The organism is Haloferax namakaokahaiae (assembly GCF_042663225.1).
GTDB classification, from domain to species: domain Archaea; phylum Halobacteriota; class Halobacteria; order Halobacteriales; family Haloferacaceae; genus Haloferax; species Haloferax namakaokahaiae.
Genome location: NZ_JBHTAA010000005.1, coordinates 298,685 through 312,928 on the forward strand (window position 1 = coordinate 298,685; position 14,244 = coordinate 312,928).

Genomic DNA, 14,244 nt, shown 5'->3' on the forward strand with positions numbered 1-14,244 from the left:
AAGGTTTTTCAGGGTTCTTCACGTCTCGCCGAGAATGACAACTGTGGAACTCGATGCCGACACCGTCAGGCTCTCGGTGGACGACGGCGTGGCGACGATGGTCATCGACGCGCCGAGCGTCCGCAACGCGCTGACGATGGACGTGACCGCCGGCGTGCGCGAGGCGCTCGATTCGCTCCCGGACGAGGCGCGGTGTCTCATCGTCCGCGGTGCTGACGGAGCGTTCTGCGCCGGCGGCGACGTGAACGCCATGCTCGAACTCCAAGCCGGGGCCATGTCGCTCCCCGAGGCCGTGGACCACGTCATCCACGACACGGCCGACTGCATCCGGCGAATCTACAACTGCGACATCCCGACTATCGCCGCCATCGACGGTGCTGCTGTGGGCGCGGGCGGCGCGCTCGCTATCGCCTGCGACCTGCAACTGCTCTCGACGGAGACGCACATCGGATTCGGCTTCCGTCGCGTCGGTCTCGCCGTCGATTCCGGCGTCTCGTATCTTCTCCCTCGCCTCGTCGGCCAGAACGTCGCCATGGAACTCGTCTACACGGGCGAACTCCTCGAAGCCGAACGCGCGCTCGAACTCGGTGTGGTGACTCGAATTTCCGAACCGGAGTCGTTCGAAGACGAACTCGCGGACCTCACGAAGCGAATCGCGTCGGGTCCGACGAGCGCGCTCAAAGCCTCCAAACGCTTGCTCCGCCGCCCAGACGACTCGCTCGAAGCGGCCATCGAACACGAAGCGTCGGCGCAGGCGGTCCTCTTCGAAACCGACGACCACGCCGAGGGCGTCGAATCCTTCATGGAGCGCCGTGACCCCGAGTTCACCGGACGGTAGGCAGAGAACGACGTCAGCTGCTGGGCAGGCTGCGTGTCGGTTCGCTGTCCGTCTATCTTGGCACGGTCGGTGCGTTCTTTACCCGCCTCAGAGTGAATCGTGTATGGTCACCGTCACCGTCTGGAACGAGTATCGACACGAGAAGGAGAGCGAGGAAGTCGCCGACGTCTACCCCGACGGCATCCACGAGGTCATCGCCGACGGCTTGCGAGATGCTGGCTACGAGGTCAACACCGCGACGCTCGACGAACCCGAACACGGACTCACCGAAGCCGTCCTCGACGAGACGGACGTGCTGACGTGGTGGGGCCACAAGGCCCACGACGAGGTTTCGGACGAAATCGCGGCGCGAGTCGTCGAGCGCGTCCGCGACGGGATGGGTCTCCTCGTGCTCCACTCGGGCCACTACTCCAAGCCGTTCAAGCGACTCATGGGCACGTCGTGCTCGCTCAAGTGGCGCGAGGCGGGCGAGAAAGAACGCGTGTGGACCGTCGAACCGAGCCACCCAATCACCGACGGCCTGCCCGAGTCGTTCGAAGTGCCGCGCGCAGAGATGTACGGCGAGCACTTCGACATTCCCGCGCCAGACGAACTCGTCTTCACGTCGTGGTTCGAAGGCGGCGAAGTGTTCCGGAGTGGCTGTTGTTACACCCGTGGTAAGGGCCGAATCTTCTACTTCCGACCCGGCCACGAGACGTACCCGATTTACGAGCAAGACGAGATTCGGACCGTCCTCGACAACGCAGTCGAGTGGGCCGCACCCGGCGACGGACCCGACCCGTTCTACGGGAACGCCGACCCGCTCGAAGACCTCGACTAAATCCTCATTCTCGCCTTCGTGACGTTCTTCGACGCCTGAAGAGCCATTATTCCCTCGTCTCCCGTACCTACGAAGCACCACACGGTGGGCTTCCACCGAGGTGGTGGTGTTACATCATGAACGGAATCGAAGGAAAAGTCGCGCTCGTCACTGGCGCGGCATCAGGAATCGGACGGGCGACGGCGCTGCGCTTCGCCGACGAAGGCGCAAAGGTCGTCGTCTCGGACGTGATGGTAGACGACGGAGAACAGGTCGTACACGAGATCAACGAATCCGGTGGCGAGGCCGTCTTCGTCAAGGCAGACGTGTCTGACCCCGACGAAGTCGCCAACCTCGTCGCCTCGGCGGTCGAACAGTTCGGCGGGTTGGACTTCGCTCACAACAACGCCGGAATCGAAGGCGTCGGCAGTTCCATCCCGGAGATGTCCGTCGAGGACTTCGAGCGCGTCATCGATATCAACCTCAAGGGCGTCTTCCTCGGGATGAAGTACGAGATTCCGCGCCTCCTCGAACGCGGCGGCGGGGCAATCGTCAACACCGCCTCCGTCGCCGGGATGACCGGCGGCCCGAATCTCTCGCACTACTACGCCGCGAAACACGGCGTCATCGGCCTGACCCGGTCGGCGGCCTTAGAAGTCGCAAACGAGAACGTCCGCGTCAACGCCGTCTGTCCGGGCGTCATCGACACGCCGATGATAGAGCGCTTCACGAAAGACGACGACGAAGCCGCCGAAGGCCTGCTCGCCGCCGAACCGATGGGTCGGATGGGCAAACCTGAGGAGATTGCCGCCGCGGTCGTGTACCTCTGTTCCGACGACGCGTCGTTCGTCACGGGCCACCCGATGGTCATCGACGGCGGCTACGTCGTCCCCTGACTCGGACCTCAACCCCTGTTTTTTGACCGGGACGACGCACCCGCCGACTACGCTAAGTGCTGTCACTTCCGAGATACATCTATGGCACAATCCACTGCCAAACAAAAACAGCTGATGTTCGTTTTGTTCGTCGTCGCCGCACTCGTCTTCGTCGTCGGTATCGCGGTCGTCGGCTTCCTCTCTGGCGCGATTTGAGCAGTTCTATCGCGTCGCGTCGTCGGGGTGGAAGGTCTTGCCCTGTTTGGTGTCGGCGGTCATCCGGCGGAGCGTCGCCGCGGCGTTGCTCGCGTCGTAGCCGAACAACACGTCTTTGGCGTAGTGGTCGGCGACTTCCGCGGCGTGGATGAGCTGGTCAACGTCCACGTCTACGGCATAGAGTTCGATCGAGAAGGCCACGTCGTACGGTTCGAGCAGGCTCTCGAACCCGCGGGCGATGGTTTCGAGCCAGTACGTGGTTCCGTAGTTCGTGTCGTACAGCGGAATCACGAACTCGTCCACATATTCTGAGAGCGCCTCGATGTCGAGTCCGGCGCGACGGTAGAGGTGGCCGGGATAGGGGTCGGGATAGAGCGTGAAGTAGGTCCGGCCGGGGATGCGGTCGGTCGCCTCGCGGACGAATTGAGTGATGACCTCGGCGCGCCACTCGAATCGGGCCTCTTCGTCGGTGTCGCGGTCGCGTTCGTCGGCCCACTCCGAGAACTGTCGCGTACAGCGTTCGCAGTGGCAGTACTCGTCGCGGGGGAAGCCGACGTCGTCGAGGCGCACGTCGGCGTTCTTCGCGGCCGCGTCTTCGACGATTTCGAGCAGGCCGGCGCGGTACTTCTCGTTCGTCGGGCAGATGTACGCCCAGTCGAAGTAGGTCTGGTCGCGCGTGGCGAGGTTGCCCTCGTCGTCCACGGGGACGAGGTCAGGGTTCTCGTTCGCGGCGGCGGTATCGCCGAAACAGGAAATCATGTTCACGGCGCTTCCGAGCGGTGCGGCCGCCCGTCCGGTCACGTCTTTGACCTCGTAGAATCCGCGGTCGAACTCCGGCCACTCGACCTCTTCTGGGTTGCGTGTGACGACCCCGTACATGCACCCGAATTGGACCGGCCGTCGGGTAAGTCGTTCGTTCTCCCGACCGAAGTACCGCATCGACACAAAGCATTTCAACTCTCCTACAACTTCACGAGTATGCCTCGTCGGTCGCGTCTCTCCGTCCTGCTGGTCGCCCTCGTCGTCCTCGCCGGGGTGGTGTACCTCACGAACGGCGTGGCGACGCAGCGAGCAATCGAACACGAGGAGGCGTATCTGAACTCTCAGCTATCGAACGCGACGTGCCTCACGTCGTACGGAACGACGGAGACGACGAGTCGGACCCGTGCGAGCGTCGTCGGCTATGGACTGACCAGCAGGACGGTTCGTGTACAGCACGCCTACTGGTTCAGTACCGGAGAACTGGACGCAGACGGCTCTTCGGAGGCGACGTACGAGGTGACGATCGATTCGGTTCGGCGCGTCGGTGGCGACTCCGTCACTCCGTGTTAGTGCCGCTGCAAATTCGAAACGAGAGTGGCGACTCATCGATACGTGGTCGCCAAGGAAAATGGAGGGGACGGTTACTCTTCGATTTCGACTTCGACGGCTTCTCCGTCGCCGGAGAGGAAGACGTAGCCGAGTGCGACGAGCGCCAGTGCGAGGACCAGTTTTGCTTTCTTGGACATGCTCAAACGTTCGTCTTCCCGGCACTAAGTAATTACGACACGTTGCGTCTCATCCGCGTCTCGTCGGGGGATTTCTGAAAGATTCGCCCGTCGAAGTGTGCGCTCAGTTCACGTCGAGGCTCGCGGCGAGTTCGTCCTCGCGGACGATGGTGCCGCAGTAGTCACAGCGGACGCCGTCGTCGAGGACGGCAAACCCGGAGTCGATGGGTTCGTCGGCGTTCGAGATGCAGTTGTGGTTCGGACAGGAAATGATGCCCGAGACGTGGTCCGGGCGGACGACGCGACTCTTCTCTTCGACTTCGTAGTCGCGGACGATGTTGATGCTCGCGGCGGGCGCGATAAGCGAGAGGATGTCCACTTCGGACTGGCTCAACTCGCGGCCTTCGACCTTTACGATGTCCTTGCGGCCGAGGCGGTCCGAGGGGACGTTCATCCCGATGGAGACGGCCTCGCCGCCGCTGCCGTCGATGCCCAGGAGGGCGAGCACGTTGAGTGCCTGCCCGCCCGCGACGTGGTCGATGACGGTGCCGTTTCGAATCTTGGAGACGCGGAGTTGGTGGTCGTCACTCATTGTTTGAGAGGAGGCTGTCTAACAGCGCCATCCGGACCGGGATGCCGTTGTGGGCTTGTTCGAAGTACTTTGCGTGCGCCGTCTCGTCGATGTCGGGCGAGATTTCGTCCACCCGTGGGAGCGGGTGCATGATGGTGAGGTCGTCCGACGCGACGTCGAGCGTCTCGGCGTCGATGCGGTACTGACCCGCGACCTTTCGGTACTCGTTCTCGTCGGGGAAGCGCTCGCGCTGGATGCGCGTGACGTAGAGCACGTCGAGTTCGGGGAGCACCGATTCGAGGTCCGTGTGCTCGCGCACCTGCGCACCCGAGGCGTGCAGGTCGTAGCGGACGTTGCGCGGGAGACGCAGGCTCTCGGGGCTGATGAAGTGCTGGCTGGCGTCGAAGTTCGTCAGCGCCTCGGCGAGCGAGTGGACCGTCCTGCCATATTTCAGGTCGCCGAGGATGCCGATGGTGAGGTCGTCGAGACCGGCGTTCTCGCGGATGGTGTAGAGGTCGAGCATCGTCTGACTCGGGTGCTGACCCGCGCCGTCGCCCGCGTTGATGAGCGGCACGTCCACGAAGTCGGCGGCCATCGACGCCGCGCCCTCGCTCGGGTGGCGAAGCACGAGCGCGTCGGCGTAGCCTTCGACCACGCGCACCGTGTCGGCGAGCGTCTCGCCCTTCTTGACCGACGACGACTCGACCGGTCCCATATCGACCGTCTGGCCGCCGAGGCGTTTCATCGCGGAGTCGAAGCTCATTCGGGTTCGTGTACTCGGCTCGAAGAAACAGAGTCCAAGAACCTTATCGGCGTGCTGCTGCTGGAACGCCGCCGGGTTGGCATCGATTTCTGCCGCGCGATCGAGCACCGCCTCGATGTCCTCCCGCGAGAGGTCCGTCGCGGAGATGAGGTGGTCCTGACGCATTGATAGATGACGGGTCGTACACCAACTTGAATCTCCCGCCATGCGTCGCCCAGCCAGCTATGCATATGGGTGCGTAACAAAGACGGTCAGCGAGCGGAGATAGTCGAATATCCGACGTGTTCAGGCGATTCAGGGCCAGTTGCCGCTGGATTTGTACGCGTCAACGACGCGTCGGATGGCGACGACGTAGGCCGCGGTGCGGAAGTTCGGCAGGTCGTGTTTCTCGTAGGCATCGACGAGGTTGTCGAAGGCGGTGACGATGACGCGCTCCAACTCGTCGTTGACGCGCTCTTCGGTCCAGTAGAAGCGCTGTCGGTTCTGCACCCACTCGAAGTAGGAGACGGTGACGCCGCCCGCGTTGGCGAGGATGTCCGGGAAGACGGCGATGTCGCGTTCGGTGAGTACGTCGTCTGCCTCGGGCGTGAGCGGGCCGTTCGCGGCCTCGACGATGATGTCGGCCTGTACGTCGTTGGCAAGGTCGCCGTCGATGGCGTTTTCGAGCGCGGCGGGGGCGAGCAGGTCCACGTCGAGCGTGAGGAGTTCGTCGTTCGTGATTGCCTCCGTATCCTCGTAGTCGGAGACGGTGCCCGTCTCGTTCTTGAAGTCCTTGACGGCGTGGGCATCGAGACCGTCTGCGTCGTAGATGCCACCGGAGGAGTCGGAGACGGCGACGATGGTCGCCCCGAGGTCTTCGATGAGTTTCGCGGCGACCGAACCGGCGTTCCCGTAGCCTTGAACGGCGACGGTCGCACCTTCGATGTCTCGGTCGAAGTAGTCGAACGCCTCGCGTGCGGTGAGCATCGTGGAGCGACCGGTCGCCTCGACGCGGCCCTCGCTGCCGCCGTTGGTCAGCGCCTTGCCCGTGATGACGCCGGGGGCGGTGGTGTTTTCGAGGGTCTCGTAGGTGTCCTTAATCCAGTTCATCTCGCGCTGGCCGGTGTTCACGTCGGGCGCGGGGATGTCGCGGTCTTCGCCGATGAAGGGGCGGAGTTCTTTCGCAAAAGAGCGTGAGACGCGTTCGAGTTCGGACTCGGAGTAGTCCTTGGGGTTGATGACGATTCCGCCTTTGCCGCCGCCGTAGGGGATGTCTACGACGGCGCACTTGTACACCATCCACCCGGAGAGGGCTTTCACCTCGTCGCGGCTGACGTTCGGATGGTAGCGAATCCCGCCTTTGTACGGACCGCGGTCGCCGTTGAACTGGGAGCGGTAGGCCCGGAATAGCTCCAGTCGCCCGTCGTCCATCTCCACAGAGAGGTTCGTTTCGAGGATACGTTCGGGGTTCTTCAGTCGCGTAATAATATCGTCGCGCACGTCGAGGTATGCGGCGGCGTCGTCGATTTGTTCCTGCAAACTCTCGAACGGATTCGCCTCTTGTGCCATGAGTGAATACCCTCGTGGGAGGCGTTTAAGCGTAGCGGACTTTTTACCATATTATAATGATAATACTCATGAGCATTGGTAATAGGAAACACGACCCAACTGCAAAAAATGCCTTACTGCGCCGACTCGTCTGCCCTGTCGAGGATGTTCTCGGCCTGCTTGATGAGCGGTGAATCTATCATCTCGCCCTCGACGCTGAAGACGCCGCGGCCCTCTTCGGCCGCCTCGTCTCGCGCTAGCAGCACTTTCTTCGCCCATTCGACCTCTTCGGCATCGGGCGAGAACGCGTCGTTGATGACCGGCACTTGCGCCGGGTGGATGGCGAGTTTGCCGTCGTAGCCGAGTTGGACACCGAATCTCGCGTCCTCGCGGAGTCCCTCGGTGTCCTGAAAATCGGTGTGGAGCGTGTCGATTGCATCGACGTTGGCGGCGGCGGCCGCGACGACGACCCGCTCGCGGGCGTAGAGTACTTCGGTTCCCTCCGGTGTTCGTGTCGCCCCCACGTCTGCGGAGAAGTCTTCGGCACCGAAGATGATTGCAGTGGTTGCCTCCGCGGCCGCGACTTCGGGCGCGGCGAGCACGCCCGCGGCGCTCTCGATAATCGCAATCACGGGGCAGTCGGCGCCGACTTCGCCGGCCGCGTCGGCAACGCAGTCACAGTCCTCGGCGCTCGATGCTTTCGGGACGACGAGTGCGTCGGGTGGATGGTCGGCACAGATAGCCGAAACGTCTTCGAGACCCATCTCTCCGGGGTTGACGCGGACGGTCACCTCCGCGTCGGGGTCGAACGAGGGGTCTACGAGGACTTCGTTGACCGCCTCGCGCGCTTCGGCTTTTCGCTCCGGTGCGACGGCGTCTTCGAGGTCGAAGACGAGCACGTCGGCACCGGCACCGCCGGCTTTTCGGAGCAGCTTCGGTCGGTCACCGGGCGAGAACAGGACGCTTCGTCGTGGCATAGAGAGTGATGTGAGTAGAGCCTGATAGCTGTACGGAACGGGAGACGAGAACGTGTGGGTGCTGGCTCAGGGCCAGAGTCCGCGGTGTTCGTGCGCGGCGGCGACGCGCTGGAGCGCGACGATGTACGCGGCATCGCGCCACGTCACGTCGCGGTCATCGACTTCGTCGCGGACGGCTTCCCACGCGCGGAGCATCTCGGTTTCGAGTTCGTCGTGGACGCGTTCGAGCGACCACGCGCGGTGGTTGAGGTCCTGCAACCACTCGAAGTAGGAGACGGTGACGCCGCCCGCGTTGGCGAGGATGTCCGGCACGACGGGGATGTCGCGCTCTTCGAAGATGGCGTCGGCGGCCGACGTGGTCGGGCCGTTCGCGCCTTCGACGATGAGTTTCGCCTGCACGTCCTCGGCGTTCTCGGCCGTGAGGACGTTCCCGATTGCGGCCGGGATGAGCACGTCAACGTCGAGTTCGAGGAGTTCCTCGTTCGAGAGTTTCTCCGGCACGTCGTAGGTCATGACGGCCTCCGGCTCTTCTTCGTGGGTCGGCACGTCGTGGGTGTCCAGCCCTTCGGGGTCGTAAATCGCGCCGTTCACGTCGGAGACGGCGACGATAGTCGCACCGTAGTCGTCGAGGAGGCGCGCGGCGGGTGCGCCGACGGAACCGAACCCTTGGACGGCGACCGTGGTGTCTTCGATGTCCCAGCCGAGGTAGTCGATTGCCTCGCGGGCGATGATTGCGACGGAGCGACCCGGTGCGGTGTCGCGGCCTTCGCTGCCGCCGACGACCGGTGGCTTGCCCGTGACGACGCCCGCCTGCGTCTCGCCTTCCTGCATCGAGTAGGCGTCCATGAACCACGCCATCGCCTGCGCGTCCGTGCCCATGTCCGGCGCAGGGATGTCTTTCGTCGGACCGATGAAGGGACGGAGTTCCTCGGCGAAGCGGCGGGTGAGTCGCTCGCGTTCCTCCTCGGAGAGGTCCTTGGGGTCCACGACGATGCCGCCCTTGCCGCCGCCGAACGGGATGTCCATCACGGCGCACTTCCAGGTCATCCACATCGAGAGACCGATGCACTCGTCTTCGGTCACGTCCGGGTGGTAGCGAAGGCCGCCCTTGTACGGGCCGCGAACGCTGTCGTGCTGTGCGCGGTAGCCCGTGTAGACGGCCGTCGTGCCGTCGTCGCGTTCGAGCGGAACCGAGACGCGGTGGACCTGATTCGGGTGTCGAAGGCGCTCGATGACGCCGGGGTCAACGTCGAGGTGCCCTGCCGCGCGCTTGAGTTGCCGTCGTGCGGTTTCGAGCGCTGTCTCTTCTGTCGGTGCGTCGTCCGTCTCAGTGGAGTCTACGGATGCCATAGTGCGTTCAACCGGCCGCTGTCCAGCCACGCGACCGGCGTGCTGTCACACGTCTCGTCAGACCACTGTACGCGGTGGCCGCGAGCGCTTTCGAATTCCTCTGCTGTCGTGAATTATAATGGTTATTATCTCATTTTGCTAGCGGCAATAGTTGTCACACGCCGTGGGACACACCGACCGGCATGCATCCGAGTTCGACAACCTGTCCGAGAACGACACCGACCGGCACGACTTTATCACGGTCTTTCACACGGGATGGTATGGTTGGACTCTACTACGAGGAGTTCGAGGTCGGACAGACTATCGAACACGAGAAGCGCCGAACCGTCTCCGAGTCGGACAACCAGCGGTTCTGCGATATGACGATGAACCAGCAACCGCTCCACCTCGACGCGGAGTTCGCTGGCGACTCGCAGTTCGGCGAGCGCCTCGTCAACGGTCTCTACACGATGAGCCTCGCCGTCGGACTCTCAGTTGGTGATACGACCGACGGAACCATCGTCGCCAACCTCACGTACGAAGACGTCTCGCACCCCAAGCCGGTGTTCCACGGCGATACGATTCGCGCCCAATCGACGGTTCTCGACAAGCGCGAGACCTCCGACGGCGAGCGCGGCGTCGTGACGATGAAAGTCGAGGCGTTCAACCAGCGCGACGAACTCGTCTGCGAGTTCACGCGGAAGGTGCTCTCGCTGAAGCGCGAGTTCGTGGACGAAGCGTAAGAGACCGATTCCACTACCCCCACAGCTTTCTCTCCGGCGTCGCTAGCGCTCGTATGGATTTCGAGGGCGTCTCTCGCCGCCTCTCCTCGCTCGCCACGCAAGCCCCCGAACCGACGACTCTCGCCCGACTTGGTCTCGGTCTGATGGTCTTCTCCGCGGGCGTCCACAAACTCCTCGACCCGCTGGCGTGGAGCGCCTACGTGGTCGGTTGGTTGGCTCCGTGGCTCGTCATCTCGCCAGTCGCGTTCATGCTCGTCAATGGGGTGCTGGAAGTCGGCTTCGGCGCGGCCATCGTCGCAGACCGATTTACAGCCTTTGCGAGCGCGGTTGCGGCCGTCTCGCTCACGGCGACGTGTCTCTACTTGCTCCTCGTGTTCGTCCTCGAAGGCGGTCTCTTCGGCGACGTGCTCGCCCGCGACATCGGACTGGCGGGACTCGCGTGGGCGGTGCTCGTCCAGTCGCTACGCGAAGACGGTCGAGAGGATTAGCTGGGCGTTCAGCAGCCCGGCGATACCCCACGGGACGGCGACACCGAGCGGGACGGCAGCGCGGTGCTGAAGCGGCAGGAGTCGCCACATCGTGATGCCCACGGCGAGGACGAACGCTTTGAGCAGGAGGAGCGTCCAGAGGATGCCGAGCGAGGGGACCAACGAGAGCACGACGGGATTGAGTTCGGTCAGTCCGTGTTGGAGACCGTACACCGTCGTCAGCACGTCGAGGACGAGCGCGACGAGGGGGACGACCCAGAGTCGTCGGTCGTCACGAAGGATGCGCGACCGCTCCGCTCGCTGTTGTGCTGTCGGCTCGGCTCGCGTCGTTTCGTGACTCATGAAGACCAGTGGACACGGCTACGACGAGTACCGGCGTTAGTAGCCACTGCATACGTCAATTACCGTGATATTACTCACAAGAAAAACAGTAGATTAACGGACGTTTTCACGCCGAAATGGAGCGTTTCGAAGAAAATCGAGTCGGCCGCGCTCAGAGAATCGTGCCGTGTTTCTTGTCCGGCAACGATTTTTCGACCGAGGCGTAGAACTCGAATCGATTCGCTAACTCCTCGCGCAGGTCCGAGGGCGCGACGATTTCGTCGATGACGACTTCGCTCGCCATCCGGTGGGCATCGATGTCTTGGCGGTACTCCTCGCGGAGTTCTTGCTCGCGCTCTTTTCGCTCTTCTGGGTCTTCGATGGCCGCGAGCTTGTTGGCGTAGACGGCGTTGATTGCGGCTTCGGGGCCCATAATGCCGATTTCGCCGGAGGGGAGCGCGATGACGCTCTCGGGGTCGTAGGCGGGGCCGCCCATCGCGTAGATACCTGCACCGTAGGCCTTGCGCACGAGGACGGTCTGTTTGGGGACCGTCGCCGACGAGGTGGCGTAGATGAACTTCTTGCCCTTCTCCAGAATCGCGTCCTTCTCGACTTGCGACCCGGCCATGAATCCCGGCGTGTCACAGAGATAGAGGAGCGGAATTTCGTAGGCGTCACAGGTCCAGATGAACTCGGCGGCCTTCTCGGCGGCGTCGGGGAAGATAGCGCCCGAGCGCTCGATTGGCTGGTTGGCGACGATACCGACCGGCCGGCCGTCGATGCGGGCGAACGCGGTGACGATTTCCGGCCCGTAGTCGGCTTTGAGTTCGAACATCGATTCGGCGTCTACGACGCGCTCGATGAGGTCGTGAACGTCGTACGGGCGGTTCGGCGACTCGGGGATGAGTTCGTCGATGCCATCGGGCGAAAAGCGCGGCGGCTTCGGCTCGGATTCCGGTGGCTTCTCGCCGGCCTTGTTCGGCAGGTACGTGACGAGTTTCGAGACGAGTTCGCGGGCGTGCTCCTCGTCGCGGGCGATGAGGTCCGCACTACCGGATTCTTCGGCGTGCATGTGCGCGCCGCCGAGTTCCTGCATCGAAATCTCCTCGCCGGTGACCATCTTCACCATCCGGGGCGAGGCGATGGCCATCGCGGACATGCCTTCGACCATGATGGTGAAGTCGGCGAAGACGGGCGTGTACGCGGCACCGGCGATACACGGCCCATAGAGGACGCAAATCTGTGGGACGTACCCCGAGAGCATCGAGTGGTTGTAGTAGTACTTCCCGATGCCTTCGCGGTTGGCGAAGAAGCCGGTCTGCTGGTCGATTCGGCCGCCGGAGGAGTCCATCAGATAGAGGACCGGCTTGCCGGTCTTGAGCGCCCGCTGTTGCATGCGGAGGAACTTCTCGACGCCGTGACGGGCCATCGACCCGGCCTTGACGGTAAAGTCGTTGGCCATGAAGTGCAGGTCGCGGCCCTCGAAGTTCGCCGCACCCGTGATGAGACCGTCCGCGGGGAGTCGGTTGTTCGGGTCCTCCTCCTCGACTTTCGGCGACTCGCCGTGCCACGAGTCGAACTGTGCGAACTTGCCGTCCTCGAAGCTGAGACCGTCGGGAAACCAGAGGTCGAGTCGGTCGCGGACGAACAGTTTTCCCTGCTCCGGGAGGCGGTCTTTGTACTTCTGTGGGCCGCCGTCGAGGATGTCCGCGATTTCCTTGCGAAGTTGCTCCTCGCGCTCGGTCGGGCCGAGGTCGTCGTCGAGCGGGAAGGCGTCTGCGGGCGGTTCGGCGTTCGCGGCGGCGCCCGAGTCGTCGCCGACGTACACGTCCACGTCGGTTCCGAGGTGCCGAGCCAACGAGCGTGCGATGGCTTCGGCTTCCTCACCGGTCGCGCCGTCACCGATTCTGACCTTCATGTTCAGGGATGCGGCACGGTATTCAAAATGGTTTTCCATGTATGATTTCGGTCGAAAACGATAGGGTGAGTGCGTTCACATGGCGAGACGTGTCCCCTCCACCGTTCTCCCGTCGGTCTGTTCTCAAACTGACCGGCGCACTCGCCGTCTCCGGACTCGCTGGCTGTCTCGGCCAGCCAAAATACGACCGTGACGCGCTCGACGAGGCGCTCGCCACCTCACTCCCGATCGTCGGGCCGCCGTCGCTCCCGCTTCGAAATGGCTACCGGTCGGCCGCCCGCGAAACTGCCCAGGAACAGGCGAGCCGACTCGACTCCCGACTGTCGAACCTTCCCGACGGACTCGACGCTGAAGACCGTGCTGTGTATTCTGCCCGTGACAACCTCAGTGACGCGCGTGGCCTGTTGGCAGGACAGTTCCCGCAGACCTCCGAACTCGATGCGATTCGGTACGCCCGCGAACTGCTCGGTGAAGGCCATGGATGGCTTGACGCGGCGACGGGAGCGAGAACCGAAGCAGACCTCCGGGAACGAATCGAGGCTTTTCGGCCAGTCGTCTCCGACCAGCGAGGTGAAGTCGAATACCGAGCGACAACGATTCCGACGGGAATCGTCGTCGCGGGTGCGACTGAAGACCGACTCTGGCACGCATCGACGTACCTCGAACAGGCTGCCGAACGGGTCGATACCGCTTCGGAAAACGGCGCGGACTCTCGACTCACCCACTTCGCGCAGGCGGCAGGCTACATCGCCGCGATTCGTGCCTGTGTCGCCGACGCGGGGGCGATTATCGATGGCCAGCAGAAACAGATATTCGACAATACTCCAAGCCTGCGCGAACCGATGGAGCGCGCGGCAGCGACGCTCTTGGAAACTCTCGAACCAGAAATCAGCGTCCTCGGATTGCTTTCGACCGATTCAACCGTCGCATTACGGGCTGCGAGCGTACTCACACCGAACAGACCTCGTTCGGAGTACGAGGCACTCGGGCGGAACGAACCTGCGTCGAGTCTCATCGACTTTTCGCCGAAGATTCACCAACTCCACGCTCGCCGTGCGTTCGTCCGGGAGCACGAGTCGATAGTACTCCCTGACGCTGATTCGACCGAGTCTGTGCTCCACGCACGAACGTCGGCAATCGACGCGCTCCGGGATGCACTCGAATCACAGCCCGGGCCACTCGAACGAATACTCCTCGGCCACGCAGTGAGAGAGCTACAGAGGGGAGACGACCGACTCGAAGATGTGGCACGAGAGACCGCGAACGACAAGTCGGCTGCAACTGATTCTGCGAAGTGGGCCGCTGCCGAGTACGTTGCAGGGCGATATTTGGTCGAAGCAGTGAAACCGGCCGCTCTCAGAGTCGTCAACGAAGTCGAAAGCGAAGTATGAG

At 63.2% G+C, this 14,244-nt stretch carries 15 protein-coding genes; 7 read left to right on the forward strand and 8 right to left on the reverse strand.

Annotated features, from left to right (window positions below; genetic code table 11):
- Positions 1 to 34: 34 nt before the first annotated feature.
- From ACFQJC_RS08955 to ACFQJC_RS08965, 3 genes are all read left to right on the forward strand, one after another.
- A complete protein-coding gene (locus ACFQJC_RS08955; protein WP_390222983.1) occupies positions 35 to 838 on the forward strand; it encodes an enoyl-CoA hydratase/isomerase family protein in 804 nt (267 codons plus the stop codon).
- A 103-nt stretch (positions 839 to 941) separates the two neighbouring features.
- Positions 942 to 1,658, forward strand: a complete 717-nt coding sequence (locus ACFQJC_RS08960; RefSeq protein ID WP_390222984.1) for a ThuA domain-containing protein — start codon at positions 942 to 944, stop codon at positions 1,656 to 1,658.
- A 116-nt stretch (positions 1,659 to 1,774) separates the two neighbouring features.
- Positions 1,775 to 2,533, forward strand: coding sequence for an SDR family oxidoreductase (locus ACFQJC_RS08965; protein ID WP_390222985.1), 759 nt, complete (start codon positions 1,775 to 1,777; stop codon positions 2,531 to 2,533).
- Between the two features lie 201 nt (positions 2,534 to 2,734).
- Here the strand turns inward: ACFQJC_RS08965 and ACFQJC_RS08970 are convergent, their stop codons facing one another.
- A complete protein-coding gene (locus ACFQJC_RS08970) occupies positions 2,735 to 3,607 on the reverse strand; it encodes an alpha-amylase family protein (RefSeq protein WP_390222986.1) in 873 nt (290 codons plus the stop codon).
- 99 nt (positions 3,608 to 3,706) lie between these two features.
- Here ACFQJC_RS08970 and ACFQJC_RS08975 point away from each other — a divergent pair, with 99 nt between their 5' ends.
- A complete protein-coding gene (locus ACFQJC_RS08975; RefSeq protein WP_390222987.1) occupies positions 3,707 to 4,060 on the forward strand; it encodes a hypothetical protein in 354 nt (117 codons plus the stop codon).
- A 279-nt stretch (positions 4,061 to 4,339) separates the two neighbouring features.
- Here the strand turns inward: ACFQJC_RS08975 and pyrI are convergent, their stop codons facing one another.
- The 5 genes from pyrI to gdhB form a co-directional block, all read right to left on the reverse strand.
- On the reverse strand, positions 4,340 to 4,807 hold the full coding sequence (pyrI, locus tag ACFQJC_RS08980; RefSeq protein WP_390222988.1) for an aspartate carbamoyltransferase regulatory subunit: 468 nt from the start codon (positions 4,805 to 4,807) through the stop codon (positions 4,340 to 4,342).
- Positions 4,800 to 5,714 carry an aspartate carbamoyltransferase gene (gene pyrB / locus ACFQJC_RS08985; protein WP_390222989.1) on the reverse strand — a complete coding sequence of 305 codons (915 nt, stop codon included), beginning with the start codon at positions 5,712 to 5,714 and terminating at the stop codon, positions 4,800 to 4,802. The genes pyrI and pyrB overlap by 8 nt, the downstream gene beginning before the upstream one ends.
- Before the next feature lie 129 nt (positions 5,715 to 5,843).
- Positions 5,844 to 7,097: a Glu/Leu/Phe/Val family dehydrogenase gene (locus ACFQJC_RS08990; RefSeq protein ID WP_390222990.1), complete on the reverse strand. Its 1,254-nt coding sequence runs from the start codon at positions 7,095 to 7,097 to the stop codon at positions 5,844 to 5,846.
- A 113-nt stretch (positions 7,098 to 7,210) separates the two neighbouring features.
- On the reverse strand, positions 7,211 to 8,053 hold the full coding sequence (locus tag ACFQJC_RS08995; RefSeq protein WP_390222991.1) for an HpcH/HpaI aldolase/citrate lyase family protein: 843 nt from the start codon (positions 8,051 to 8,053) through the stop codon (positions 7,211 to 7,213).
- A 66-nt stretch (positions 8,054 to 8,119) separates the two neighbouring features.
- Complete coding sequence (gene gdhB, locus ACFQJC_RS09000) at positions 8,120 to 9,403, reverse strand: glutamate dehydrogenase GdhB (protein WP_390222992.1); 1,284 nt, start codon at positions 9,401 to 9,403, stop codon at positions 8,120 to 8,122.
- Between the two features lie 182 nt (positions 9,404 to 9,585).
- Here gdhB and ACFQJC_RS09005 point away from each other — a divergent pair, with 182 nt between their 5' ends.
- The gene (locus ACFQJC_RS09005; protein WP_390222993.1) at positions 9,586 to 10,125 is read left to right on the forward strand and encodes a MaoC family dehydratase; all 540 of its coding nucleotides are present in this window, start codon (positions 9,586 to 9,588) and stop codon (positions 10,123 to 10,125) included.
- 53 nt (positions 10,126 to 10,178) lie between these two features.
- On the forward strand, positions 10,179 to 10,613 hold the full coding sequence (locus ACFQJC_RS09010; protein ID WP_390222994.1) for a DoxX family membrane protein: 435 nt from the start codon (positions 10,179 to 10,181) through the stop codon (positions 10,611 to 10,613).
- Here the strand turns inward: ACFQJC_RS09010 and ACFQJC_RS09015 are convergent.
- Positions 10,587 to 10,955 carry a DUF5658 family protein gene (locus ACFQJC_RS09015; protein WP_390222995.1) on the reverse strand — a complete coding sequence of 123 codons (369 nt, stop codon included), beginning with the start codon at positions 10,953 to 10,955 and terminating at the stop codon, positions 10,587 to 10,589. The two genes, ACFQJC_RS09010 and ACFQJC_RS09015, sit on opposite strands and share 27 nt — an antisense overlap.
- A 151-nt stretch (positions 10,956 to 11,106) precedes the next feature.
- On the reverse strand, positions 11,107 to 12,852 hold the full coding sequence (locus tag ACFQJC_RS09020) for an acyl-CoA carboxylase subunit beta (protein WP_390222996.1): 1,746 nt from the start codon (positions 12,850 to 12,852) through the stop codon (positions 11,107 to 11,109).
- 65 nt (positions 12,853 to 12,917) lie between these two features.
- Between ACFQJC_RS09020 and ACFQJC_RS09025 the strand changes: the two genes are divergently transcribed.
- Entirely contained in the window at positions 12,918 to 14,243 is a 1,326-nt protein-coding gene (locus tag ACFQJC_RS09025; RefSeq protein WP_390222997.1) for a hypothetical protein, read from the forward strand.
- Position 14,244 lies beyond the last annotated feature (1 nt).

Coding starts and splice junctions, on each gene's coding strand:
- ACFQJC_RS08970 (WP_390222986.1), bottom strand. CDS start 3,607: ATGTACGGGGTCGTCACACGCAACCCAGAAGAGGTCGAGTGGCCGGAG.
- gdhB (WP_390222992.1), bottom strand. CDS start 9,403: ATGGCATCCGTAGACTCCACTGAGACGGACGACGCACCGACAGAAGAG.
- ACFQJC_RS09020 (WP_390222996.1), bottom strand. CDS start 12,852: ATGAAGGTCAGAATCGGTGACGGCGCGACCGGTGAGGAAGCCGAAGCC.
- ACFQJC_RS08960 (WP_390222984.1), top strand. CDS start 942: ATGGTCACCGTCACCGTCTGGAACGAGTATCGACACGAGAAGGAGAGC.
- ACFQJC_RS08995 (WP_390222991.1), bottom strand. CDS start 8,053: ATGCCACGACGAAGCGTCCTGTTCTCGCCCGGTGACCGACCGAAGCTG.
- ACFQJC_RS08975 (WP_390222987.1), top strand. CDS start 3,707: ATGCCTCGTCGGTCGCGTCTCTCCGTCCTGCTGGTCGCCCTCGTCGTC.
- ACFQJC_RS08965 (WP_390222985.1), top strand. CDS start 1,775: ATGAACGGAATCGAAGGAAAAGTCGCGCTCGTCACTGGCGCGGCATCA.
- pyrI (WP_390222988.1), bottom strand. CDS start 4,807: ATGAGTGACGACCACCAACTCCGCGTCTCCAAGATTCGAAACGGCACC.
- ACFQJC_RS09005 (WP_390222993.1), top strand. CDS start 9,586: ATGCATCCGAGTTCGACAACCTGTCCGAGAACGACACCGACCGGCACG.
- ACFQJC_RS09015 (WP_390222995.1), bottom strand. CDS start 10,955: ATGAGTCACGAAACGACGCGAGCCGAGCCGACAGCACAACAGCGAGCG.
- ACFQJC_RS09010 (WP_390222994.1), top strand. CDS start 10,179: ATGGATTTCGAGGGCGTCTCTCGCCGCCTCTCCTCGCTCGCCACGCAA.
- ACFQJC_RS08990 (WP_390222990.1), bottom strand. CDS start 7,097: ATGGCACAAGAGGCGAATCCGTTCGAGAGTTTGCAGGAACAAATCGAC.
- ACFQJC_RS08955 (WP_390222983.1), top strand. CDS start 35: ATGACAACTGTGGAACTCGATGCCGACACCGTCAGGCTCTCGGTGGAC.
- pyrB (WP_390222989.1), bottom strand. CDS start 5,714: ATGCGTCAGGACCACCTCATCTCCGCGACGGACCTCTCGCGGGAGGAC.